The sequence below is a fragment of the Kitasatospora sp. NE20-6 genome (genome assembly GCF_045862635.1).
Genome location: NZ_BPRL01000066.1, coordinates 28,886 through 52,723, shown reverse-complemented (window position 1 = coordinate 52,723; position 23,838 = coordinate 28,886). Strand labels below are relative to the sequence as shown.

Sequence of the window (23,838 nt, the reverse complement as noted above, 5' to 3'; positions counted from 1 at the left end):
GTGTCCCGCACCGCCCCCGAACGGGGCGCCCCACGCCCGGAGGATCCCGTGCCCCAACCCACCCGCAGCGCCCCGGCCCGCGAGGTCGCCCCCGGCGTGCACCGCCTCGGCGACGACGTGGTCGGCTTCTTCCTCGTCGAGTGCGCCGACGGCCTCGTGCTCGTCGACGCCGGGCTCCCCGGCCACCTCCGGCAGCTGGAGACCCACCTGGCGGACACCGGCCGCGGCACCCGCGACATCTCCGCCGTGCTCCTCACCCACGCCCACCCCGACCACACCGGCCTCGCCGGACCGCTCACCCGCGCCGGAGCCACCGTGTGGATCCACCGCGCCGACGCCGCCACCCTCGCCGACGGACCCCGCAGCGCCATGCGCCACGCCCGGCCCGAACGCTCCCTCCTGCCGTACCTGCTGCGCCGCCCCGCCGCCCTCGGCACCCCGCTGCACATGGCCCGCAAGGGCGCCTTCACCGCGAAGCCCGTCCCCGGGGTGCACACCTTCGACGGCAACGCACAGCCCACCGGCGTACCCGGCAGCCCACTGGCCGTCCCTCTGCCCGGCCACACCCCCGGCAGCACCGGCTACCTCTTCGCCGACCGCGGCCTGCTCTTCACCGGCGACGCCCTCGTGACGCACGACGGCCTGACCGGACACACCGGCCCCACCCTCGTCTGCCGCGCCTTCACCCACGACGGCGCGGCCTCCCACGCCTCGCTCGACCGCATCGCGGCCCTGCCCGCGACCCTGCTGCTGCCCGGCCACGGGGAACCCTTCGCAGGCGCACCGGGCGACGCCGCCGAGCTCGCCCGCCGTGCCGGACTCCGCTGACCCCGCCGGGTTCGGGTGCCGAGGACTTCGTGGTCATGCTTCCTCCCCACGGGCGACCGGGCCGCCTCCGGACCGCCGCGGCGGTCCGCCTTCGTCGGTCCGCCTTCGTCGGTCCGCCCTTCGTCGATCCGGTGGACTTTCGAAACACTGTCCCTCCGAACCGCAGAACCGTAGGGTGTCGGCATGTCGCAGCCCAGCAGCAAGGACACCCGCACCCACGGCACCTACCGGCGGCTCCGGGAGGACATCCTGGGCGGGCGCCTCACACCCGGGCAGCGCCTGAAGTTCCCGGATCTGTGCCGGCAGTACGGCACCAGTGTCGGCGCCGCACGGGAGGCCCTGGTGCGGCTCACCGCGGAGGGCCTGGTCCGGACGCAGGCGCACCAGGGCTACACGGTCACGCCGCTCTCGTACGACGACCTCCGCGAGCTGACGAAGGCACGGGTCGAGATGGAGTCGCTGGTGCTGCGGCTGTCGGTGGAGGAGGGCGACACCCGGTGGGAGGCGCGGGCGGTCGCCGCGCACCACGTGCTGCGGCGCACCCCCTTCCTGGGCCCCGACAGCCCGGACCACCCGAGCGACGACTGGGCCGCCGCGCACGCGGAGTTCCACCTCGCGCTGCTGGCCGGCTGCACCAACCGGCGGCTGCTGGACGTCGCCCTCGGCCTGCGCGAGGAGGCGGAGCTGTACCGGCAGTGGTCGGCCCCGTACGGGCAGGAGCAGCACCGCGACCTCGCGGCCGAGCACCGCGACCTGCTGGAGGCGGCGGTCGACCGCGAGACCGACCGGGCGGTGGAGCTGATCCGCGATCACATCGCGCACACGGCGCAGCTGCTGATCACCTGCGCCGAGGACGAGCCTGCGGCCGGCGCTCCGACCGCCGACCGGACCGCCGACCGAACCGCCGGCTGAACCGCCGGCTGAAGTCAGGCGGCCCGGCACGGCGGCCGGGTCCGTCCCGGATCGTCCGGTCGGTGCGGTGGTCGCGTTTCCCGCAGGGGAGCCCTCGGTGGGGGTGCCACAGCGGTCCTTCTTCTTCCGGCCACGACCGCGCGGCGGCAGGCCGTGCGGGTGGTGGACGCGCAGGTGGTGGACGCGCGCTGGATCACGGCTGCCCGGGGCGGCGGGCTCGGCAGGTGCCCATGTGCACGGCACCGTTTTCGTCCGGCCCCTGCCTGTTTCGAAACCCTGCCTGTTTCGAAAGTAGGGCTTTGACTCGACTCCCGTGCCACTGGATGGTCCGGGACGCCCGGCGCCGGGCCCCCGGCGGGGCCTCAGAGCAGGGCGCCGCCGGGGGCGTCCCGGTCGTCCGTGCTGGTGCGGTGGGCCGCGATCAGGCGCAGCGCCGCGTCACGGTCGCGCCGGTCGATGGCGTCGACCAGGTCGCTGTGGAGGCGGTGGCGTTCGGCGATGTACTCGGCGAGGGGCTGGTCGCCGTGGGGCAGTACGGAGAGCGTGTGCGACTCGATGAGGTCGAGCAGGTTGCTGTAGAGCGAGCGGAGCAGCGCGTTCGGGCTGATGGCGGCTATCCGGCCGTGCAGGCGCCAGTTGGCGTGGACGAAGGCGACCGGGTCGCCGGCGTCGGTGGCCCGGGCCATCGCGTCGATGTGGTGGCGGAGGTCCGCGATGTCGGCCGGGGAGGCGTGCCACAGGGCGTCCTCGACGAGCAGCGGGTCGAGGGCGTCGCGGATGCGGACCGCGTTGGCGACGTCCGCCTCCTGGGTGTCGAGGGCGAGCACCGAGTTGCCGAGCCGGACCATCGGGGAGGGTTCGGCGCTGAAGAGGCCGCCACCCGGTCCGGGGCGGACGGTCACGAGACCGCGGGACTGGAGGAGTCGCAGGGTCTCGTTGAAGGTGCCGACGGAGACCCCGCAGAGCGTGCGGAGCTCCTCCTTGGTGCCGAGCCGGGTGCCGGGTGCGGCGGTGGCGGCGAGTCCGGCGATCCGGTCGGCGGCGTGTTCGGCGCGGCTGGCGGCGACGGAGCGGGCCGGGCCCGCGGTTGCCTTGCGAGGCGTGCCCGGCACGCCGTCCTGGATGGCGGCCACGACCACTCCCCTCAGGTTCGATGAATTCATCATGCAGGTTACCGGCCCACACCCCTTGACGTCGCGTCCACGGCAACGCAATATCGATATAATCATCATGCTGAATTGGTGGAAGCCGGTGCGCAGCCCGGCCGCCACCCCGCGCCCCTCCCCAGGAGCACCCCTTGCGCATCGCCAACCTGAGCGGCCGACTCGTCCTCGTCGCCGACGGCCTCGCCGTCGACGTCGAGCGTGCCAGCACCGGCCGCTTCTCCGCCGACCCCCAGGCCGTCTACGAGCGCTGGGACGAGTTCCGCAGCTGGGCGGCGCAGGCCGACCTGCCGACCGGCGTCGCATTCGACCCCGCCGACCTCGGCTCCCCCGCCCCGGCCCCGCGCCAGTTGCTCGCCATCGGCCTCAACTACCGCGACCACGCCGCCGAATCCGGCTTCACCGCCCCCGACGGCCTGCCGCCGGTCTTCACGAAGTTCGCCACCAGCATCACCGGCCCGGTCAGCGAGGTCACCCTCCCCCACGGCGGCCACACCGACTGGGAGGTGGAACTCGTCGTCGTCATCGGCGAGCGGGCCGAGCACGTTTCCGAGGCCGCCGCCTGGGGCCATGTCGCCGGACTCGCCGCCGGCCAGGACATCTCCGAGCGGATCACCCAGCTCGCCGGGCCCATACCGCAGTTCAGCCTCGGCAAGTCCTACCCCGGCTTCGCCCCGATCGGCCCGTGGCTGGTCACCCCCGACGAGTTCGAGGACCCGGACGACCTCGAACTCCGGTGCACCATCGACGGGGAGGAGGTCCAGAAGGGCCGCACCCGCGACCTCATCTTCTCCGTGCCCGCCCTGATCGCCGGCCTCTCCGCGGTCACCCCGCTCCTCCCCGGCGACGTGATCTTCACCGGCACCCCGGCCGGGGTGGGCCTCGGCCGCACCCCCCAGCGGTGGCTCGCCGCCGGCGAGGAACTGGTCAGCACGATCGAGGGCATCGGCGAACTGCGGCAGCGCTTCGTCTCCTGAGCGGGCCGCCCGACCCTCCGCCGCCCCGAGACACCGCGCCCGCACCCGCCCGCACCCGCACCCGCCCGCGCCCGACGCCGGCCCTACGACTCCGCCCCGGCCGTTGTACCCATTCCGAGGTTGCCCTGCCTCACGGCCGGGGCGGTCCGGCGCGTACAGGTGCGTACAGGTGCGCACCGACGTGCACCAGCAATGGAAGCGCTCTCACAGTCCGTCACCGCGCCCGCCCGGCCGCTCCGGAGGTCGACGGCAGCGCGTCCACGCATGTCGGTGCAGGTCGGTGCAGGTCGGTGCAGGTCAGCACCCCCGACCCGGCAGCGCGACGGGGCAGGGGGGCCACCGGCCGGCCCGCCGGTCAGGACGACGCGGCCACCGAGACCGGCCCGGCCGGTGGCGTCCGAGGGTGGCGCCACCAGCCGTACGGACAGTCAACTTCTGCTCAAATTTGCCAGGTTGGCGTTATTGACGCGGACATTCAACGCTGTAAAACTCGCTGCAGCGGTCTAGACCCGTTGCTTTGAGAGCGCTCTCTCCCCTGCAGGTGACCCCTGCCCCCCACACGAGGAGAACCAGCGATGCGGCGCACCACCGGCATACAGGCGGCCCTCTCCGCCCTGCTCACCCTCAGCACCCTCGGGCTCGGCCTGACCACCGCGACCGCGGCACCCGGCCCGGCCCCGGCACCCGCCGTGGCCTCCCCGCTCAGCCCCGGCCTGGCCGACGCCCTCCAGCGCGACCTCGGCCTGACGGCCGGCCAGGCCGAGGCCCGCCTCGGCCAGGAGGCCACCGCGGCGCGGCTGCTGCCGCAGCTCCGCACGACGGCCGGCGCCGCGTACGGCGGCTCGTGGTTCGACCCGTCACAGGGCAAGCTCGTGGTCGCCCTCACCGACCAGGCCAAGGCGGCGGAGATCCGCGCGGCCGGCGCGGCGACCACCACGGTCGCCCGCACCGAGCAGTCCCTCGACCGGGCGAAGACCGCCCTCGACACGGCCGCCCGCACCACGCCCGCTCCCGCCGCCGTGGCGGGCTGGCGGGTCGACCCGCAGCGCAACAGCGTCGTGGTCACCGTCGCCCCCGGCAGCCGCCGGGACGCCGCGGTCGCCGCGTTCCTGCGGTCCGCGGGCACCACCGCGGCGGTCACCGTCGAGGAGGGCGCCGCGCAGGCCCCGCGCACCTTCTCCGCGGGTGTCGTCGGCGGCGACCCGTACTACATCAACGGCAACACCCGCTGCTCGATCGGCTTCGCCGTGCAGGGCGGCTTCGTCAGCGCCGGGCACTGCGGCGGCACCGGGAGCAGCGTGGTGGGCTGGGACGGCTCCGCGATGGGCACCTTCGCGGGCTCGTCGTTCCCCGGCAACGACTACTCCTGGATCCGCATCGCGAACGGCTGGTGGACGGTGCCGGTGGTGCTCGGCTGGGGCACCGTCAGCGACGCGCTGGTGCACGGTTCCTGGCAGGCCCCGGTCGGCTCGTCGGTGTGCCGCTCCGGCTCGACGACGCACTGGCACTGCGGTGTCGTGCAGGGTCTCAACGAGACGGTCAACTACAGCCAGGGCGCCGTCCAGCAGCTGACCCGCACCAGCGTCTGCGCCGAACCCGGCGACTCCGGCGGCTCGTTCATCACCGGTGACCAGGCGCAGGGTGTCACCTCGGGCGGCTGGGGCAACTGCAGCTCGGGCGGGCAGACGTGGTTCCAGCCCGTCAACGAGATCCTCTCGCGGTACGGGCTGACGCTCGTGACCGCCTGACGCTCGTGACGGCCTGACGCCCGTGACCACCTGACGCACCGGCCGCGGCAGCGGGCCCGCCCTCCGGCGGCCCGCTGCCGTGGCGGTGCCGCGTCCGGGCCCGCACCGGACCGGTCCCACGGCGGCCTCCGGAGGGGCGCCCCGACCGGTGTACCCGACCGGTGTGCCTGACGGGTGTGCCCGACCGGCGTGCCCGACCGGTGCGCCCGGCCGTGTCCGGCCGCCGGCGCCGTACGCCACGGCCCCGACCGCCCATCGGGCGGATAATGGACGGGCGATCGGGGGCCGGCCTAGCGTCGAGGAGCGGGATGGACGCCGTCGAGGGGCACCGCCGCACGGACTCGCCGGCCTCGCACACCCCGACCGGCCTCGCGACAGCGGTCACCGCCGCCGACGGGACGGTGCTGCGGTGGTCGACCGGCGCCGCGGCACTGCTGGGCCGGACGGCCGGCGAGGTCTGCGGCCGCCCGCTGACCGACCTCCTCGCCCCGGCGCCCGGCGGCACCGGCATCGGCCCGGCCCCCGGCGACCGCACCGCGCCGGTGCCGGTGCGGGCGGCGCTCGCACCCGGCACCCCCACCGCGGACGGCGGCGAGGTGCGGCAGGCGCTGCTGCGGCACCGGTCGGGCGCGGAGATCCCGGTGACGCTCCGCGCCGTGGCGTTCGACGGCAGTGACGAGCGGCTGGTGCTCATGGTGCCGGACGGCCCCGCCGGGGAGTCCGACGACGGCACCGCCCTGCTGCGGGCACTGCTCACCCAGGACCGGATCGGTGTCAGCATCCACCGCCCCGACCTCAGCGTGGCCCGCGCCAACACCGGCCACGGCACCGCCGCCGCGCCCGCCCTGCCGGTCGGGGGCCACCTCGACGACCTGCTGGCCGAGGACGACGCGGCCGCCACCGAGGCGGCCCTGCGGCACGTCCTGGAGACCGGCCGACCCCTGGTGGGCCTGGAGCACCGGCTCCGGGCCGCCCGGCCGGGGGCGGCGGAGCGGTCCGCCTCGCTCTCTGCCGTCCGGCTGGAGGACGCGCTGGGGCGGCCCACCGGGCTGGCCGTCCTGCGGACCGACGCCACCGAGCAGGCCCGGGCCCGTGACCGGCTGGAGCTGCGCCACCTCGCCTTCTCCCGGGTCGGCGGGTCGCTGCGGGTGCACCGCACCGCGCAGGACCTCGCCGAGGTGCTGGTGCCGGCCTTCGGCGACCTGGCGTGGGTCGACCTCGCGGAGGCCGTCCTCGTGGGTGACGAGCCGCCGCGGCACCTGGGCGGCGGCGACCTGCACCTGCGGCGGCAGGCGGTGAGCCCGTCGGACGGCCGGTGGCCGGACGGGATGATCCGGCCCGGCGGGGTCATCCCGCCGTTCCCGGACGTGCCGTTCGTCCGGGCGATCCAGGGGGGCCGGGCGGTGGCCCTGGACCGGGCGGCGGTGGAGCGCGGCCTGGTCGCGCCGGCGCACATCCGGGCGGCCGTCCCCGAGGGCGGGCATGCGCTCGCGGTGGCGCCGCTGTTCGCCCGGGGACTGGTGCTCGGCATGGTCGCGGTCTGGCGCACCACCCGTCCGGAGCCCTTCGACCGGGCCGACACCGACCTGCTGACCGAGATCGCGGCGCACGCCGCGCTGAGCGTCGACAACGCCCGGCGCTACACCCGCGAGCACCGGGCGGCGGCCGCCCTGCAGCAGCGGCTGCTGCCGCGGGCCGGGGTGCGCACCTCGACGGTGGAGACCGCGGGCAGCTACCTGCCGGCCGCGGGCGGCGCCGAGATCGGCGGCGACTGGTTCGACGTCATCGAGCTGCCCTCGCTGCGGGTGGCGCTGGTCGTGGGCGACGTCATCGGCCACGGGCTGCACGCCACCGCCACCATGGGCCGGCTGCGGACGGCGGTGCAGACCCTCGCCGACCTGGAGCTGGCGCCCGACGAACTCCTCGCCCACCTCGACGACCTGGTGGCGCGGCTCGGCGCCGAGGCGCGCCCGGAGGACAGCGACGGTGTGGGCGCCACCTGCCTGTTCGCGCTGCACGACCCGGTGAGCGGCCAGTGCGCCATGGCCAGCGCCGGTCACCCGCCGCCGCTGCTCGCGGACGCGGACGGCACCGTCCGCGCGGTGCCGCTGAGCCCGGGGCCGCCGCTCGGCGTGGGCGGGCTGCCGTTCGAGACGGCGACCGTCCGGCTGGCGCCGGGCAGCGTGCTCGCGCTGTACACGGACGGGCTGCTCGACCGGCCCGACCACGACCTCGACGCGGCGGTGCGCCGCCTGCGCGACAGGCTGGCCGCGTCGCTGCCGCGCGGCTCGCTGCAGTCCGTCGGCCGGGGCATGCTCGCCGAGGCCGTGCTGCCGGCCCGCGACGACATCGCGCTGCTGCTGGCCCGGGTCCGTGCGCTGCCGCCGGAGGCGACCGCGCAGTGGGAGTTCCCGGCGGAGCCGTCCGCGGTCGCCCCGGCCCGGGCGGCGGCGGCGCGGCGGCTGGAGGACTGGGGGATGGCGGAGTCGGCGTTCGGCGTGGAGCTCATCGTGAGCGAGCTGGTGACCAACGCCGTCCGCTACGCCGGCGGGCCGGTCGGGCTGCGGCTCATCCGTGACCGCGTGCTCGTGTGCGAGGTGACCGACCCGAGCAACACCCAGCCGCGGCTGCGGCGGGCCCGCAGCACCGACGAGGGCGGGCGGGGCCTGTTCCTGGTGGCGCAGCTCAGCAGCCGGTGGGGCAGCCGGTACGGCCCGTCCGGGAAGACGATCTGGGCGGAGCTGCCGCTGCCCGCGTGAGAACGGCTGCCCCGTACCCGGCCGGCCGCCGGTCGGGCCGCGGCCCCGCGCCCGGCGGGCCCGCCCCGGCCCCGCCCCGGCCGCACCCGGCCCCGGATGACCGCCGTGGATCCCGGGTCGACAATGGAGGCATGGAATCCGCCCCCGCGGGCCCGGAGCTCGCCGCCGTCAGCGCCCCCGCCCGGGTGGCGCGGCCGGGCGAGGGGATCGGCACGGAGGAGCTCCTGCTCGCCTCCCGCAACCACGCGCTGCCGCTGGAGGCGCTGCGCGACGACGTGACCCCGCCCGGCCTGCACTACGTGCTCACCCATTACGACATCCCGCCCGCCGACGACCACCGCTGGCGGCTGTCCGTCGGCGGTCTGGTGCGCAGCCGGCTGTCGATCGGCACGGCCGAGCTGCGGGCCATGCCATCGACCACGGTGCGCGTGACGCTGGAGTGCGCGGGCAACGGCCGGGCCGGGCTCGACCCGCGGCCGGTCAGCCAGCCGTGGCTGGACGGCGGCGTCGGCACGGCCGACTGGACGGGTGTGCTGCTGCGCGACCTGCTGCACCGCGCCGGGCCCGCTCCGGAGGCGGTGGAGGCGGTGTTCACGGGGGCCGACCACGGGGTGGAGCGCGGCGTCGAGCAGGACTACCGGCGGAGCCTGCCGATGGCCGTCGCCCTCGACCCGGCCCGCCCGGTGCTGGTCGCGCACACGATGAACGGCGCGCCGCTGCCGCCGCAGCACGGCCGGCCGCTGCGGCTGGTCGTGCCCGGCTGGTACGGCATGGCGAGCGTGAAGTGGCTGTGCGGGATCACCCTGACCGACACCGCGTTCGCCGGCTACCAGCAGGCCGTCTCCTACCGCTACCGGCAGTCGGCGGACGACCCCGGGGAGCCGGTGACCCTGATCGCCCCGCGTGCCCTGCTGGTGCCGCCCGGCTTCCCCGACTTCCTGTCGCGCACGCGGGTGGTCCGCCCGGGGCCGGTCCGGCTGGAGGGCCGGGCGTGGTCCGGGCGGGCGCCGGTCACGGCGGTGGAGGTCAGCACCGACGGCGGCACGCACTGGGAGAACGCCGTGGTCGAGCCGGAGGGCGCGCACCCGTGGGCGTGGCGCCGCTGGCACCACCCGTGGACGGCGGTCCCGGGGCGGCACCTGCTGACCGTCCGCGCGACCGATGCGGACGGCAACGGCCAGCCGTCCCGGCCGCCGTGGAACAGCGGCGGGTTCGGCAACAACCTGCCGCAGGCCGTCGGGGTGGTGTGCACGGCCGAGGGCGGGACGGACGGCGTCCGCCCCGGTGGTGGCGCCGAACTCCCCTGATACAGTGGCGGGCCGGGGTGCCGCACCCCGTTCCGGTGCACAGGGCGATCAGCGGACGGAGCCGGTGGACGATCTCGAACTGGCCGTCAAACTGGTCAACACGGTCTACGCGCTGGCCGACCCGCCCGACCGTCTCACCGACGTCGCGTTCTACCAGGACGAGCTCGTCCGGCTCGACGCGGCCGCGCTCGCCGCGCAGTTGACCCCCTCCGACCTCCAGCCGCTGCGCGTGCTGCGCGAACGGCTGCGCGGCGTCTTCCACACGCGCACCGACGCGGAGGCCGCCCCGCTGGTCAACTCCCTCGTACGGGAGGCGAACGCGGTGCCGCAGCTGCTGCCGGACGCCCACGGCGTGCTCACCCTCGACTGGGGCAGCGACCGCTACGGCTACTCGGCGCTCGCCGCCCGGCTGCCCGGCGCGCTGATGACCTTCGTCACCGAGAAGGGCGTCGGCCGGCTGGGGATCTGCGCGGCCGCGCCCTGCGAGTGCGTCTTCGTCGACCGGACCCGGCCGGGCAACCGCCGCTTCTGCTGCGAGGCGTGCAACGACCGCGCCGCCGCGGCCGCCTACCGCGGCCGCCGCCGGGTGGGCTGAGGGCCTCCGGCCACGGACCCCGGCACCCCCGGCACCCCCGGCGCCCCGGGCACGCCGCGCGCCGGGCCCGCCGCGCGGCGGGCACCGTGTCACACCCGGTGCACCGACCGGATCACCAGGCCCGCCGCGGGCGGCGGCGGACACGGGTGGCGGGTGCGGTCGACGAGCATGACGAGACCGGCGCCGCCGCCCGGCACCCGGCCGTCCCGCAGACGGTGGTAGGCGAGGTAGCGGTGGTGGCCGTCCAGGACGGCGGCCCGGCGCCGTGCCAGGTCGGCGTCCACGGCCGCCCACTGCGCGGCACCGCGGATCGCCCAGATCCGGTGGCGCACGCCGTCGGACGTCCGGACGTCCGCGAGCGGCGGCCCGGCGGCCGCCGCGTCGACCACCCGGGTGGCCGGCCCGCCGCCGTCGTAGCCCAGCACGACCGGCTCCGCCTGGATGCCGACCACCCGCATCCGGGACAGCTCCTCCTCCACCCGGGCCGGGTCGGCCTCCCCGGCGGGCAGGGCGACCGCGGTCGGCCCGGCGGGCAGCGGCAGGGCTCCGACCAGGCCGCGGACCCGCCCTGACGGTCCGTCCTGCTCGTGCACGTACAGCGCGGGCGCCCGGTCGGGCCGCAGCGCCCCGGTGGCGAGCCAGCTGCGGAACCGTGCGGACGCCGGACCGTACCCGGCTGCCGGGGCGCCCGTCCCGTCCTCGGGGAGGATCAGCCGCAGGACGCTGTGCTCGCCCTCGGCGCGGTGGCGCTGCGCCTGGTCGGGGCGGAGTCCGCGGACCGGCGGCGCCACGACGCGCTCCAGCGGTCCGGCGGTCCGCGGGTCGGGGCGCACCCCGCGGAAGGGGAGCAGGCGGAGCGGCCGGGGGTCGCGCGGGCCCGGACCGCCGGGGTGGCCGGCCTCGGACGACGGCAACGACGACAGCGACGGCGGGCGGGTCGGCGACGGGCGGGACGGTGCGGAGCTGCTGGGCATGGACGCCTCCGTGACGGTCGGTGGGGGCCCGGCCGGGGCACCGGTCCGGGCGGCGGGGGCCGCGGCGGGGCCGCGGAGGAAGGGCGGCGCGCACGGTCCGGCGGCCCGGCGCGGGCGGATGCCGCGCGGGGAGGTGACGTTCGGGGAGATGGCGTTTCGGGAGGTGGCGTTTCGGGGTGTGCGGGAACAGTAGCCGGGCCCCGGCGGCCACGACCAGGCCCGAGCGCGCGGGCGGGCGGGTCCGGGTGCCGGCCGCGTCCGACGGATCGTCATGTCGGCGCTGGTCGGCCCGCGTCGGGCCCACGACCGGCCCGTGACGGTGCCACCGCCATCCATCGGTGATGCCGATGGGAGTGCCTTGACCTGAGCGCGACGGGCAACCTACAGTCGACCGCATCATCAGCTAGACGCACTTAGCAAGGAACGCATTCCGGTCAGATTCGAAAGAAAACTGATTCCGGGAAGTATCTAAGGCTCGATAGCACGTGACTCGGCATCGCCACCCCGAACGTGTCCCGGCCGGATGGGCCCGTGCGTCGCCCACCCGCCGGACCGGACACCTCGGCACCGGCCCTCGCCCACCACCCGGCCCGTCCACGCCCTCGGGGTGTCGGCGCGGCGCGGCCGGCCCCCGTCAGGTGCGCAGTCCGTCGTCCCGCAAGGCCACAGACCAGTCCGGGAGCCATGACATGCAGTTCGCTGATTCGATACTCGACGCGATCGGTGACACACCGCTGGTCCGCCTCAGAAACGTCGTCGACACCCAGGCCCTCGTGCTCGCCAAGGTCGAGTACGTCAACCCCGGCGGCTCCGTGAAGGACCGCATCGGCCTCGCCATGCTGGACGCCGCCGAGAAGTCCGGCGCGATCCGGCCCGGCGGCACCATCGTCGAACCGACCTCGGGCAACACCGGGATCGGCCTGGCCATGGCCGCCCAGCAGCGCGGCTACCAGTGCGTCTTCGTCGTCCCCGACAAGGTCAACGAGGACAAGCAGGCGGTCCTCCGCGCCTACGGTGCCCGGGTGGTGGTCTGCCCGACCGCCGTACCGCCCGACCACCCCGAGAGCTACTACCGCGTCTCCGACCGTCTCGCCCGCGAGATCCCCGGCGCCTGGAAGCCCGACCAGTACGCCAACCCCGCCAACCCGCAGGCCCACTTCGACTCCACCGGGCCCGAGATCTGGCGGCAGACCGGCGGCCGCATCACGCACTTCGTCGCGGGCGTCGGCACCGGCGGCACCATCACCGGCACCGGGCGCTTCCTCAAGGAGGCCTCCGGCGGCGCGGTCCGGGTGATCGGCGCCGACCCGGTCGGCTCGGTGTACTCCGGCGGCGACGGCCGTCCCTACCTGGTGGAGGGCGTCGGCGAGGACATCTGGCCCGGCAACTTCGACCCGGCGGTGTGCGACGACATCCTCGCGGTCAGCGACCACGAGGCGTTCGCCACCACCCGGGCCCTGGCCCGTACGGAGGGCCTGCTGGTCGGCGGTTCCTCCGGCCTCGCGGTCGCCGCGGCGGCCCGTGCCGCCCGCGGCCTCGGCCCCGACGACGTGATGGTCGTGCTGCTGCCCGACGGCGGCCGCGGCTACCTCTCCCGCATCTTCAACGACTCCTGGATGGACGCCCACGGCTTCGGCGTCGAGACCCCCACCGGGGACTTCTGCGTCCAGGACATCCTGCAGGCCAAGCGCGACGCCCTGCCGCTGCTGGTCTTCGCCCGCCCCCAGCAGACCGTCGGCGACTCGATCGCCCAGATGCGCCGGCACGGCATCTCCCAGCTGCCCGTCCTCCTCGACCGGCACCCGGCCAACATCGCCGAGGTGGTCGGCTCGGTCACCGAGCTCGACCTCTTCGACGGGCTCTCCAGCGGCCGGATCTCCTCCGGCGACCCGGTGCGGGCGCACATGTCGGGGCCGATGCCGTTCGTCGGCGCGGCCGAGCCCGTCGCCACCGCCATCGGCGCGCTGACCCGCCACCCGGCGGTCATCGTCGCCGACGAGGGCCGGTCCAGCGACATCCTCACCCGGCACGACGTGCTCGGCTTCCTCACCCGCAACGGCTGACCGGCCGTCCCCGCCCGCCACGACCCCGCACCACGACCCGCACCACGACCTCGTACCAGGGCCCCGTGGTGCACGACCCGCACGGCGCGACGCGTACCGCAGCACCACCCGCACCGCACGACCGTCCCTCCACCTTCCCGAAGGAGCACCTCATGAAGATCCGTGTGTTCGTCGACAACGACGAGTCCGACCTGCACGCCTTCGTCATCGTGGACAGCCTCGCCCAGGGGCGCGCGATGGGCGGCACCCGGATGACGCCCGGCGTCACCCCCGACGAGGTCGCCGAGCTGGCCCGCAAGATGACGATGAAGCTGGCGCTCGCGGGGCTCGACATCGGCGGCGCGAAGGCCGGCATCGTCTGCGGCCTCCCGCTCGGCGCCGAACGCGACCGGGTGCTGGCCGAGTTCGGCAAGGCCGTCTCGCCGCTGCTGCACGGCGGGCTCTACCTCGGCGGCGACCAGGGCATCTCGCACCGCGACCGCGACGTCTTCTTCGACGCCGCCGGCTTCGACGCCACCCTCGCCACCCCCGCCGACGACGGACTCCCCTGCAGCTGGGCCGAGTTGTGGAAGAAGTGTTCGGACGTCACGGGCTTCGGCGTCTGCGAGGGCATCGACCAGGGCGTCGACAGCCTCGGCATCCGCGGCGAGTGCCGCACGGTCGCGATCCAGGGCTTCGGCTGCGTCGGCAGCGCCGTCGCCGCCGGCCTGACGGCGCGCGGCTTCACCGTCGTCGCCGTCGCCGACCGCGAGGGCACCGTCAGCGCGCCGGAGGGCCTGCCGCTGGAGGCCCTGCTCGCCGCGACCGACAGCGCTGGCACCATCGACCGCAGCCGTCTGCCCGAGGGCCTGCGCCTCGACTCCGCACCGGACGCCTGGCTCGACGTCGACGCCGACATCCTCGTGCTCGCCGCGGGCGGCGACGCGGTCACCGAGGCCAACGCGCACCGGGTGCGGGCGAAGCTCCTCGCCGAGGGCGGCAACTGCACCTGCACGCCGGGCGCCCAGGACGCGCTCGACGCGCGCGGCGTGAAGGTGCTGCCCGACATCGTCGTCAACACCGGCGGTGCCGCCGTCACCGGCCTGCTCCTGACCGGCCAGGCCCCCGCCGAGGCGCTGGCCGACGCCGACGCCCTCACCGCCTGGCTCTACCGCGAGGTCGGCCGGCGCATCCGCCGCAGCGTCGACGACCTCCTCGCGCTCGCCGAGGCGAACGGCAGCCGCCTCATGGACGCCGCCGCCGAACTCGCCGCCGACCGCCTGGCCGGGCGGACCACCCGGCCCAGCCTGGTCTGACCGGCGCCCGGCCCGGCCCCCGGTCCGACCGGGGGCCGGGCCGGTCCGGCAGCGGCCGGGAGGGGACGGCGGCCCCGCGGTGACGGCCGCCCCCTCCCGGCGCCCCAGCCCCCACGAACCCAGGGAGAGAACCGTGCGCTTCACCGACAAGGCACTGCTCATCACCGGCGGCACCGCCGGCATCGGGCTGCGCACCGCCGAGCGGGCGCTGGCGGAGGGCGCGCGGGCCGTCGTGGTCACCGGGCGCGACCGAGACCGGGGCGCCGAGGCGGTCCGGCGGCTCGGCGGGCGGGCCTGCTACCTGCCGCAGGACGTCACCGACGAGGACCGGTGGGCGGAGGTCGTCAAGGAGGCCGAGGCCGCGTGCGGCCCGCTGGACGTCGTCGTCAACAACGCGGGCACCGCCGGCTCCGCCGAACGCCAGGACCCGGAACACCTGTCGCTGACCGAGTGGCGGCACCTGATGGCGGCCAACCTCGACAGCGCCTTCCTCGGCTGCCGGGCCGCGATCCGGGCGCTGCGCGAACGCGGCGGCGCGATCGTCAACCTCTCCTCCACCGCCGGGCTGGCCGGCACGCCGGCCTTCGCCGCGTACGGCGCGGCCAAGGCCGGCGTCGCCCACCTGACCCGGTCGGTCGCGCTGCACTGCGCCCGCAGCGGCTACGCGATCCGCTGCAACTCGGTGCACCCGGCGCTGGTGGAGACGGACCTCCACGACCGCATCCTCGGCCACTTCCACCCCGACCGGGGGACCGCCCTGGCCGGCTACCTCGCACGCGTCCCGCTGGGGACGCTCGGCAGCACGGACGACGTGGCCGCCGCCGTCCTGTACCTCGCCTCGGACGAGGCCTCGTACGTCACCGGCACGCAGCTGGTGGTCGGCGGAGGCCTCGGCAGCTGACAGCCCGCCGGTGTGCGCGCCGCGGGCACCGGTCCCGACCCGCAGAAGTGAGGAAGAGCCCGTGAGCATCCTGGACCTGGGCCCGAAGCCCGCCGACCCGAAGGCCCCCGGCCGCACCCCCGGCCGTACCCCCGACCTCGGCCCCGCCACCGCGTTGAAGTGCCGGGAGTGCGGCAGCACGTATCCGCTGGACGCGCTCTACGTGTGCGGTGAGTGTTTCGGCCCGCTGGAGGTGGCGTACGAGTTCCGCGGGGTCAGCCGGCGGTCGATCGAGGCCGGGCCCGCGAACATCTGGCGCTACCGCGGCCTGCTGCCGGTGCCCGCGGACGTCATGACGACCCGCAACACCGAGCCGGGGTGGACCCGGCTGATCCGGGCCGACAACCTGGCGCGCGAGCTGGGCATGCGCGAGCTCTGGATCAAGGACGACTCCGGCAACCCGACGCACTCCTTCAAGGACCGCGTCGTCGCCGTCGCGCTGGCCGCGGCGCAGGAGCTCGGCTTCGACGTGCTGGCCTGCCCGTCGACCGGCAACCTGGCGAACGCCGTCGCCTCCGCCGCCGCACGGGCGGGGATCCGCTCGGTGGTGCTGATCCCGGCGAACCTGGAGGCGCCGAAGATCGTCTCGACCGCGGTCTACGGCGGCACGCTGCTGGCGGTCAGGGGCGACTACGACGACGTCAACCGGCTCGCCTCCGAGCTGGCCGGCGAGGAGGACTGGGCGTTCGTCAACGTCAACGTCCGCCCGTACTACGCCGAGGGCTCGAAGACGCTCGGCTACGAGGTCGCCGAGCAGCTGGGCTGGCGACTGCCGGAGCAGGTCGTCGTGCCGATCGCCTCCGGCTCCCAGCTCACGAAGGTCGACAAGGCGTTCGGCGAGCTGACGGCACTCGGCCTCGTGGAGGAGCGCACCGTCAAGGTCTACGGCGCCCAGGCGGCGGGCTGCTCGCCGGTCGCGACGGCGTTCAAGGGCGGGCACGACGCCATCCGGCCGGTGCGCCCCGACACCATCGCGAAGTCGCTGGCGATCGGCAACCCGGCGGACGGCCTCTACGCGCTCGACGTGTGCCGCCGCACCGGCGGGGCCGTCGAGAGCGTCACCGACGAGGAGGTGCTCGACGCGATCCGCCTGCTGGGCCGCACCGAGGGCATGTTCGCCGAGACCGCCGGCGGCGTCACCGTCGCGACCCTCCGCAAGCTGCTCCGCGAGGGCCTGATCGACCCCGGCGCGACCACGGTGCTGCTGAAGACCGGTGACGGCCTCAAGACGCTCGACACCGTCTCCTCGCTGGTCGGCCCGACCGCGGTGATCGACCCGACCCTCGCGGCGTTCCGCGCCGCCGGCCTCTGACCCCGGCCTCCGACCCCGGCCGACCCCCTGCCGCCGCGCACCCCCGCCGGACCCCCCCGCCAGCCCCCCTGCCCCGAGGAGCCCCCCGTGACCGTCACCGTACGCATCCCAACCATCCTGCGGACCTACACCGGCGGCGTCGGCGAGGTGAGCGTGGCGCCGGCCGGCGCCACGGTCTCCGACGTGCTGTCGGCGCTCGACGGCGACTTCCCCGGCATCTGCGGCCGGGTCCTCGACGAGCGGGGCGCGCTGCGCCGCTTCGTCAACCTCTACGTGGACGAGGACGACATCCGCATGCTCGACGGCCTGGCCACCGGCACCCGGCCGGGCGCGCTGCTCTCGATCATCCCGGCCGTCGCCGGCGGCTGAGCGCCGGGGCGGTGCCGCCCGCCCCGACGTGCGGCCCCGCCCCGCCCCGGTCCTGTCCGGGGCGGGGTGGTCCAGCGAGGTCACGCCGGGCCGGTACGGATCAAACACGGCTTTGACCCGAACCACCCACCGAAACATCCCATCAAGTATTCCGATCACAACTGCTCAGCCACCAGTGCTTCTTGACGCATCGTCATCATCGCCCTAACGTCATACGTGGCTAATCAAGCTTTGGTCATGACGACCAGGCGGCCCCCTCCTCCTCGGCGGGGGGCCGGCCCGGCCGGGAGAGGAGCACCCGTGACCGCACACCCCGCGCCCCTGCTGGCGACCACCGTCAGCTCCCCCGCCGACGCGCTCACCGGCTGGGTCGTGGTGGACTCGCTGGTCGACGGCATCGCGATGGGCGGCACCCGGATGACCGGGTCCGTCACCGAGGCCGAGGTCGCCCGCCTCGCCCGCGCCATGAGCGTGAAGCTCGCCCTCGCCGGACTGCCCGTCGGCGGCGCCAAGGCCGGCATCCGCGCGGTGCCCGGCCGCCGCGAGCCCGTCCTGCAGGCGTTCGGCCGGTCGGCCGGCCCGCTCCTGCACGGCGGCGTCTACCTCGGCTGCGACCTCGGCACCACGCACGCCGACCGCGACCTCTTCTTCGCCGCCGCCCGCTACGACGTGGAGCGCGACACCCGCACCCCCCGGCTGCCCGCCGACTGGACGACCCTGTGCGCCCGGTTCGTCGACATCACGGGCTTCGGGGTCGCCGTCGCGGCCCGCACCGCCGCCACGGCCCGCCTCGGCGGCGCCCCCTGCCGGGTCGCCGTCCAGGGCTTCGGCACGGTGGGCCGGGCGGTGGCCGGGGCCCTCGCCGACCGCGGGCACCGCGTGGTCGCCGTCGCCGACGCGCACGGCACCCTCCACGACCCGCGGGGCCTGCCCGTGGCCCGCCTCGCGGCCGCCACCGACAGCGCCGGCAGCATCGGCCGCGCCGGCCTCCCCGACGGCACGACCACCGCGGACGGCCCGGAGGCGTGGCTCGACACCGACGCCGACGTGCTCGTGCTCGCCGCCACCGGCGACGCCCTGCGCACCGACAACGTGCAGCGCGTCCGCGCGTCCGTGGTCGTCGAGGGCGGCAACCTCTGCTGCACGCCCGAGGCCGCGGCGGCACTCTCCGCACGCGGCATCGCCCTCGTCCCGGACGTCGTCGCCAACGTCGGCGCCGCGGCCGCCGTCGGCTCGCTGCTCACCGGCGCCGCACCCGCGGGGCTGACCGCCGACGGACTCGTGCAGTGGCTCTTCGACCGCGTCGAGGCACTCGTGCACCGCAACACCCTCGACGTCCTGGAGATCGGCACGGACGGCGCGGCCGACCCCGTGCCCGCCCTCCTCGCCCACCGCAGGAAGGCGGCCTGACCGATGACGACCTCCACCGACCGCCGGCCCGGCGCCGGCCCCGCCGGATGGCACGACCTCGACGTGCGCCTCGCCCACAGCAAGATGGCGCCGCAGCTGCTGCCGGTGCTCGACGGCACCCCCGGCGTAAGGCTGCACGTCTCCGAGACGGTGACCGCCGACGACGCCGACGTCCTCGTCGGCTTCCAGTTCCCGCCCGGCAGCCTCGCCGGTCTGGAGCGGCTGCGCTGGCTCCACCTGACCGGCACCGGCACCGACCACCTCGCCGCCGCGGGCCTGCGTCCCGGCGTGCTCGTCACCAACTCGGCCGCCGTGCCCGTGACGGCCGTCGCCGAGTACGCCGTCTCCGGGCTGCTCATGCTGCTGAAGGACCTGCCCGAGCTGGTGGGCCGGCAGGACGCGCCCTGGTACCGCTCGGGTGCGGTGATGCTCGCCGGCAGCACCGTCGCCGTGGCGGGCGCCGGCCGCATCGGCCGCGCCGTGGTCGGCCTGCTCGCCGCGCTCGGCGCCCACCCCGTGGCGGTCACCCGCCGCGGCGACGTGCCGGTGCCCGGTGCGGTGCGCACCGTCGCGGCGGACCGGCTCGCCGCGGAGGCACCGCACCTCGACCACCTGGTCGCCTGCCTGCCGGGCAGCGACGGCACCCGCGGACTGATCGGCCGGGACGTGCTGGCGGCGCTCCCGGCGCACGCGGCCGTCGTCAACGTCGGACGCGCCGACACCGTCGACAACCGGGCCCTGCACGCACTGCTGCGCGCGGGCGCCCTGCGCGGGGCGTTCGTGGACGTCCACGAGACGGAGCCGCTGCCCGACGGCGACCCGGTGCACACCGTGCCCCGGCTGGTCGTCTCCCCGCACCGCGCGTTCGCCTTCCCCGGCGAACCCGGCGAGGTCGCCCGGACCTTCCTGGCGAACCTCGACGACCTCCGTGCGGGCCTCGCCCCCCGCGACCTGACCGGCCGCCGCCCCGGCGACCCGACCACTCCCGACCCGACCACTCCCGGCCCCACCCCCCGGCCCAGCGAGAGGAACGCGACATGACCACCACAGCCGCACCCGCGAACGCGCCGGCCACGGCGCTGCCGGACGGCCCGGCGCCCTTCACCGAGGGACTGCACCGGTTCGCCGACGCCCTGCGGGCGGAGGCCCGGCTCCGGCCGGAGGACGTCCAGCCCGTCTGGCGTTCGGTGCTGCGCTCGCAGGAGGTGCTGGCCGACACGGCCGCCCTGCACCGCAGCCGCCCCGACCTCGGCCGGATCGACCTCGGCGGGCCCGTCTTCGTCATCGGCTTCCTGCGGACCGGCAGCACCCTGCTGCACAACCTGCTCGGCCTGCACGAGCACCTGCACAGCCCCCTGCTGTGGGAGCTCACCAGCCACACCGACGCCGTGCGGCTGCCCGCCGCCCACGACCGGCTCCGCGCCGAGGCGCAGGAGTACGTCGACGACTACTACCGCAAGGCGCCGGACCTGCCCGGCATCCACTTCATCGACTCCGGCCGCCCCGACGAGTGCCACCGGCTGCTCGCCAACACCTTCCACAGCATGGTGCTGGAGATGCGCTACCGGGTGCCCTCGTACGGCGAGTGGCTGCACCGCCAGGACCTCGCGGAGCCGTACGGCTGGCACCGGCGGCAGCTGCAGACCCTCATGAGCCTGCACCAGCGGGTCGACGGCACCACGCCGGTGCCCGTGCTCAAGTGCCCGTTCCACACGTGGTTCCTCGACGACCTGGTGCAGGCGTACCCCGACGCCCGCTTCATCCACCTGCACCGCGACCCGGTCGAGGTCGTCGGTTCCACCGCCAGCCTCTGCCGCACCCTGCGCGGCGCCCGCAGCGACGACGTCGACCTCGCCGAGATCGGCGACCAGTGGTTCACCCGGATCACCGGCCTGTCGCAGCAGCTCGCCGACGACCGCGACGGCCTGATCGCCGGCCGCCCGGTGCTCGACCTGCCGTACGGACAGCTCGTCGGCGACCCGCAGGACGCCATGCGGCGGATCTGCGCGTTCCTCGGCGTGCCGTACACCGCGGGCTTCGCGGCCGCGGTCGACGACCACCTCGGCTGGCGGCCCGCCGCGAAGCACGGCCGGCACGTCTACAGCCTGGAGGAGTTCGGCCTGTCCGCCGAGGCCGTCACCCGCGCCACCGAGGCCTACCGCCGGCGGTTCGGCGTCTGATCCCGCCGGCCGTCCCCGCCGGGGCGGCCACCCGAGCGACACCCCCAAGGAGCTGATCGTGTCCCAGTCGCAAGAGGCCGTCATACGGGCCGCGGAACTGATCGAACGGCAGAACCGCAGCGCCGGGCAGCACGCCCTGCCGGTCGGCGTGCTGACCCCGCTCACCCTGCCCGGCGACCCGGTCGCCGGCGAGCTGTGCGTGCGCGGTGCCGTGCTCGGCGCCCGCTACGCCGCCGAGCACGGGCTCGGCCCGGGGGTGCGGCTGTTCCTCGCCAACGACCAGGTCGGCGCCGACCTGGAGCACATGTCGCGCACCGCGGTCGGCGGCCTCGCCAAGCTCGCGTTCATCGACCGGGTCAGCGCCCTGATCGGCCAGTGGCACCTGCGCACCACGCCGTCGGTCGCCGCGATGGCCGAGGAGATCGGCCTGCCGACGTTCGTCGAGAACGGCCACAACACCGTCAACCTCGGCCGCCGGCACATCTTCCGGACGTACTTCTCCATCGCCGACCGGGCGCCGCTGATGGCCGGGTTCATCCGCGAGCGCGGCTGGAAGCGCATCGCGCTGGTCGCCGCCGACACCGTCTTCGGGCAGATGCTCGCCGACACCCTGGAGCAGACCCTCCACAAGACGGTCGAGGGGGTGGAGGTGCTGCGCATCGACTTCGCGCAGGACGGCGTCAGCGACCTCGACGCCCAGCTCGGGGAGGTCGCGGCGTTCGCCCCCGACCTGCTGCTCAACGCGGCCGTCGTCCGCACCAACTACATGGTGATCGCCTCCGCGGTGGCCACCGGCGTGCTGCCGGGCGTGCCGATGATGGCGTGCTTCCCCTTCCCGATGCGCTCGCAGGACTACTGGGGCCTCGCCGGGGAGGCCGGTGCGGGCGTCGTGTGGCCCGCCACCCGCTTCAGCCCGGACTGGCCCGGCCTCGCCCCGGTCGGGCGCTGGTTCGTCGACCGGTACGAGAGCGAGTTCGGCAGCGCCCCGCCGGACAACGCGCTCAACGCGTTCACCGACGTCGTGGTGCTCGCCCAGGCCGCCGCGAAGGCCGCCTCCACCGGTCGCGCCGATCTCCAGCAGGCCCTGGAGGAGGGCACGTTCGAGACATGGCGCGGCCCGGTGTCGTTCCGGTGGACGGAGGACACCGGGCACCACGACACCCCGGAGATCGTCCTCATGCACTACCGGCACACCGGCGACAGCGCCCAGGACGCGGTCGTGGTGTGGCCGCCGGAGTCGGTGACCGGCGACTACCTCGACCCCTCCACGGGGGTGACGCGATGACCGTCGCCGCCGCCCCCGGCACGGCCCCCACCGGCACGGCCGCCACCGCCACGGACGGCACCCGCACCGTCGCCGGCGCCGTGCTGCACTTCCTGCGCGACACCCTGGGGTGCGACCGGCTGTTCACCGTGCCCGGCGAGGCGTTCCTGCCGCTCCTCGACGCCGCGGGCGACGACGGCCTGACCGTCGTCACCTCCCGCCACGAGGGCGGCGCCGCCTTCGGCGCCCTCGCCGACGCCCGGCTGACGGGCCGGCCGGCCGTCGTCGCCGTCAACCGCTCCCCCGGCGCGACCAACGCGTCGATCGCCCTCGACGCGGCCACCGCCGACCCGACGCCCCTGCTGCTGGTCGTCGGCGGCGCCGACCGCGGCACCGACCCCGTGCTCGGGTTCCAGGGCACCGACATCGCCGCCCTGCTCGGCGGGATCGCCCCGGTCGTCGTCCTGGACGGGCCGGACGACCTGCCGGCCGCCTGCGCCCGGATCGCCCAGGCCCTCGGCGGGCCGGTGCCCGGCCCGGCCGTGCTGGTCGTGCCGGAGGACCTGTGGGACGAGCCCTCCGGCGAGAACGGGCCCGCCGCGCCCCGGCGGTCCGCCGCCCTGCGCCCCGCCGGGCAGGCCCGGCAGCCGCTCCGGGCCGCGCAGGCCGCCGCCGGATGCATCCGCGACCTCCTCGCCGGGGCCGACCGGCCGGTGCTCGTCGCCGGACGGCTGCTGCGCACCGGCGGCTCCCCCGAGCCCGGGCCCGCCCTCGGCCGGCTCGCCCACGCCGCCGTCCTGCCGGTGCTGCTCGGCAACAAGCAGCAGGACCTGCTGGACAACCACCACCCGCACTACGCCGGGCACCTGCACCTCGGCACCCCCGCCGTCACCCGCGCCCGCCTCGCCGGGGCCGACCTCGTCGTCCTGCTCGGCGAGCTGCCCGACGAGGTGCACCTGACCGGCTGGTACGACGGCCGGCAGCGCCTGGTCACCGTGCACCCGGACCCGCGCGGGCCCGGCGAGCTCCTCGCCGCCGACCCCGCCGAGGTGCTCGCCGAACTCGCCGCCGAGGCCCCCGGGGAGGACGGGCGGCCCGACGGCGACCGCCGGGCCTGGCTGACCGGCTGGCGCACCCTGGAGGCCGGGCTCGCCACGGCCGCCCCCCGCCCCCGCCCGGACGGCCTGGACTTCGCCCTCGTCGCCGAGGCCCTCGACCGGCGCCTGCCGGACGACGCCGTGCTCACCCTCGACGCCGGCAACTTCAGCAGCTGGATCCACCGGCACGTACGGCTGCGCCCCGGGCAGCGGCTGCTCGCCCTCGCGGGCGGCTCGATGGGGTTCGGCGTGCCCGCGGCGGCCGCCGCCGCGCTGCGCCACCCCGACCGGGTGGCGGTGGCCGTGGTCGGCGACGGCGGTGTGCTGATGACCGGCAACGAGCTCGCCTCCGCGCACGCCGGCCGGCGGCCGGTGGTGATCGTCGCGGACAACGGCAGCTACGGCACGATCCGGGCGCACGCCGCCCGCCGCGGCGCCGCCACCGACTGCGCGACCGCCCTGCACACCCCCGACCTGGTGCGCTGGGCGCGCTCGTTCGGCATCCCGGCCGAGCGCGTGACCGAGCCGCACCAGGCCGATCCGGCCGTCCGCCGGGCCCTGGCCTCCCGTGCCGGGTATCTCCTGCACGTCCGCACCAGCCTGCAGGCCGTGCACGCCAACTTCGACCTGCCGTCCGACTGTTAG

The 23,838-nt window shown here is 76.0% G+C and carries 19 protein-coding genes; 17 read left to right on the top strand and 2 right to left on the bottom strand.

Annotated features, from left to right (window positions below):
* Positions 1–48 precede the first annotated feature (48 nt).
* On the top strand, positions 49–828 hold the full coding sequence (locus tag SNE206_RS33045; protein ID WP_407917228.1) for an MBL fold metallo-hydrolase: 780 nt from the start codon (positions 49–51) through the stop codon (positions 826–828).
* Positions 829–1,011: 183 nt separating this feature from the next.
* Positions 1,012–1,740, top strand: coding sequence for a GntR family transcriptional regulator (locus SNE206_RS33040; protein WP_407917227.1), 729 nt, complete (start codon positions 1,012–1,014; stop codon positions 1,738–1,740).
* Between the two features lie 362 nt (positions 1,741–2,102).
* Here SNE206_RS33040 and SNE206_RS33035 read toward each other — a convergent pair whose 3' ends face one another.
* Positions 2,103–2,873 carry a FadR/GntR family transcriptional regulator gene (locus tag SNE206_RS33035; RefSeq protein ID WP_407917226.1) on the bottom strand — a complete coding sequence of 257 codons (771 nt, stop codon included), beginning with the start codon at positions 2,871–2,873 and terminating at the stop codon, positions 2,103–2,105.
* A gap of 164 nt (positions 2,874–3,037) precedes the next feature.
* Here SNE206_RS33035 and SNE206_RS33030 point away from each other — a divergent pair, with 164 nt between their 5' ends.
* The 5 genes from SNE206_RS33030 to SNE206_RS33010 all read left to right on the top strand — a co-directional run bounded on the left by SNE206_RS33030 (position 3,038) and on the right by SNE206_RS33010 (position 10,289).
* Positions 3,038–3,880: a fumarylacetoacetate hydrolase family protein gene (locus SNE206_RS33030; RefSeq protein WP_407917225.1), complete on the top strand. Its 843-nt coding sequence runs from the start codon at positions 3,038–3,040 to the stop codon at positions 3,878–3,880.
* A gap of 575 nt (positions 3,881–4,455) precedes the next feature.
* A complete protein-coding gene (locus tag SNE206_RS33025) occupies positions 4,456–5,628 on the top strand; it encodes a S1 family peptidase (RefSeq protein WP_407917224.1) in 1,173 nt (390 codons plus the stop codon).
* Between the two features lie 308 nt (positions 5,629–5,936).
* Positions 5,937–8,387, top strand: a complete 2,451-nt coding sequence (locus SNE206_RS33020) for a SpoIIE family protein phosphatase (RefSeq protein ID WP_407917223.1) — start codon at positions 5,937–5,939, stop codon at positions 8,385–8,387.
* A 131-nt stretch (positions 8,388–8,518) separates the two neighbouring features.
* Entirely contained in the window at positions 8,519–9,694 is a 1,176-nt protein-coding gene (locus SNE206_RS33015; protein ID WP_407917222.1) for a sulfite oxidase, read from the top strand.
* Between the two features lie 64 nt (positions 9,695–9,758).
* A complete protein-coding gene (locus SNE206_RS33010) occupies positions 9,759–10,289 on the top strand; it encodes a CGNR zinc finger domain-containing protein (RefSeq protein WP_407917221.1) in 531 nt (176 codons plus the stop codon).
* An 89-nt stretch (positions 10,290–10,378) separates the two neighbouring features.
* Here the strand turns inward: SNE206_RS33010 and SNE206_RS33005 are convergent, their stop codons facing one another.
* Positions 10,379–11,263 (bottom strand): DUF1015 family protein, encoded by an 885-nt coding sequence (locus tag SNE206_RS33005; RefSeq protein ID WP_407917220.1) that lies wholly within the window; start codon positions 11,261–11,263, stop codon positions 10,379–10,381.
* 689 nt (positions 11,264–11,952) lie between these two features.
* On the opposite strand from SNE206_RS33005, the gene SNE206_RS33000 reads away from it, so the two are divergent.
* The 10 genes from SNE206_RS33000 to SNE206_RS32955 all read left to right on the top strand — a co-directional run bounded on the left by SNE206_RS33000 (position 11,953) and on the right by SNE206_RS32955 (position 23,838).
* A complete protein-coding gene (locus SNE206_RS33000; RefSeq protein WP_407917219.1) occupies positions 11,953–13,326 on the top strand; it encodes a cystathionine beta-synthase in 1,374 nt (457 codons plus the stop codon).
* 152 nt (positions 13,327–13,478) lie between these two features.
* Positions 13,479–14,621: a Glu/Leu/Phe/Val dehydrogenase dimerization domain-containing protein gene (locus SNE206_RS32995; protein ID WP_407917218.1), complete on the top strand. Its 1,143-nt coding sequence runs from the start codon at positions 13,479–13,481 to the stop codon at positions 14,619–14,621.
* A 133-nt stretch (positions 14,622–14,754) separates the two neighbouring features.
* Positions 14,755–15,522, top strand: a complete 768-nt coding sequence (locus SNE206_RS32990; protein WP_405014661.1) for an SDR family oxidoreductase — start codon at positions 14,755–14,757, stop codon at positions 15,520–15,522.
* A 76-nt stretch (positions 15,523–15,598) separates the two neighbouring features.
* Positions 15,599–16,873: a threonine synthase gene (thrC, locus tag SNE206_RS32985; protein WP_407917240.1), complete on the top strand. Its 1,275-nt coding sequence runs from the start codon at positions 15,599–15,601 to the stop codon at positions 16,871–16,873.
* Between the two features lie 87 nt (positions 16,874–16,960).
* Positions 16,961–17,242, top strand: a complete 282-nt coding sequence (locus SNE206_RS32980; RefSeq protein WP_407917217.1) for a MoaD/ThiS family protein — start codon at positions 16,961–16,963, stop codon at positions 17,240–17,242.
* Positions 17,243–17,542: 300 nt separating this feature from the next.
* Positions 17,543–18,652: a Glu/Leu/Phe/Val dehydrogenase dimerization domain-containing protein gene (locus SNE206_RS32975; protein WP_407917216.1), complete on the top strand. Its 1,110-nt coding sequence runs from the start codon at positions 17,543–17,545 to the stop codon at positions 18,650–18,652.
* Between the two features lie 3 nt (positions 18,653–18,655).
* On the top strand, positions 18,656–19,693 hold the full coding sequence (locus SNE206_RS32970) for an NAD(P)-dependent oxidoreductase (protein WP_407917215.1): 1,038 nt from the start codon (positions 18,656–18,658) through the stop codon (positions 19,691–19,693).
* The gene (locus SNE206_RS32965; RefSeq protein WP_407917214.1) at positions 19,690–20,832 is read left to right on the top strand and encodes a sulfotransferase family protein; all 1,143 of its coding nucleotides are present in this window, start codon (positions 19,690–19,692) and stop codon (positions 20,830–20,832) included. Before SNE206_RS32970 ends, SNE206_RS32965 begins: the two co-directional genes overlap by 4 nt.
* 58 nt (positions 20,833–20,890) lie before the next feature.
* A complete protein-coding gene (locus SNE206_RS32960) occupies positions 20,891–22,117 on the top strand; it encodes an ABC transporter substrate-binding protein (protein WP_407917213.1) in 1,227 nt (408 codons plus the stop codon).
* Positions 22,114–23,838, top strand: a complete 1,725-nt coding sequence (locus SNE206_RS32955; RefSeq protein WP_407917212.1) for a thiamine pyrophosphate-dependent enzyme — start codon at positions 22,114–22,116, stop codon at positions 23,836–23,838. Before SNE206_RS32960 ends, SNE206_RS32955 begins: the two co-directional genes overlap by 4 nt.

Excerpts from the sequence above, each read along its gene's own strand:
- SNE206_RS33040 (WP_407917227.1), top strand. The coding sequence starts at position 1,012 with ATGTCGCAGCCCAGCAGCAAGGACACCCGCACCCACGGCACCTACCGG.
- SNE206_RS33025 (WP_407917224.1), top strand. The coding sequence starts at position 4,456 with ATGCGGCGCACCACCGGCATACAGGCGGCCCTCTCCGCCCTGCTCACC.
- SNE206_RS33020 (WP_407917223.1), top strand. The coding sequence starts at position 5,937 with ATGGACGCCGTCGAGGGGCACCGCCGCACGGACTCGCCGGCCTCGCAC.
- SNE206_RS33015 (WP_407917222.1), top strand. The coding sequence starts at position 8,519 with ATGGAATCCGCCCCCGCGGGCCCGGAGCTCGCCGCCGTCAGCGCCCCC.
- SNE206_RS33005 (WP_407917220.1), bottom strand. The coding sequence starts at position 11,263 with ATGCCCAGCAGCTCCGCACCGTCCCGCCCGTCGCCGACCCGCCCGCCG.
- SNE206_RS33000 (WP_407917219.1), top strand. The coding sequence starts at position 11,953 with ATGCAGTTCGCTGATTCGATACTCGACGCGATCGGTGACACACCGCTG.
- SNE206_RS32995 (WP_407917218.1), top strand. The coding sequence starts at position 13,479 with ATGAAGATCCGTGTGTTCGTCGACAACGACGAGTCCGACCTGCACGCC.
- SNE206_RS32970 (WP_407917215.1), top strand. The coding sequence starts at position 18,656 with ATGACGACCTCCACCGACCGCCGGCCCGGCGCCGGCCCCGCCGGATGG.
- SNE206_RS32965 (WP_407917214.1), top strand. The coding sequence starts at position 19,690 with ATGACCACCACAGCCGCACCCGCGAACGCGCCGGCCACGGCGCTGCCG.
- SNE206_RS32955 (WP_407917212.1), top strand. The coding sequence starts at position 22,114 with ATGACCGTCGCCGCCGCCCCCGGCACGGCCCCCACCGGCACGGCCGCC.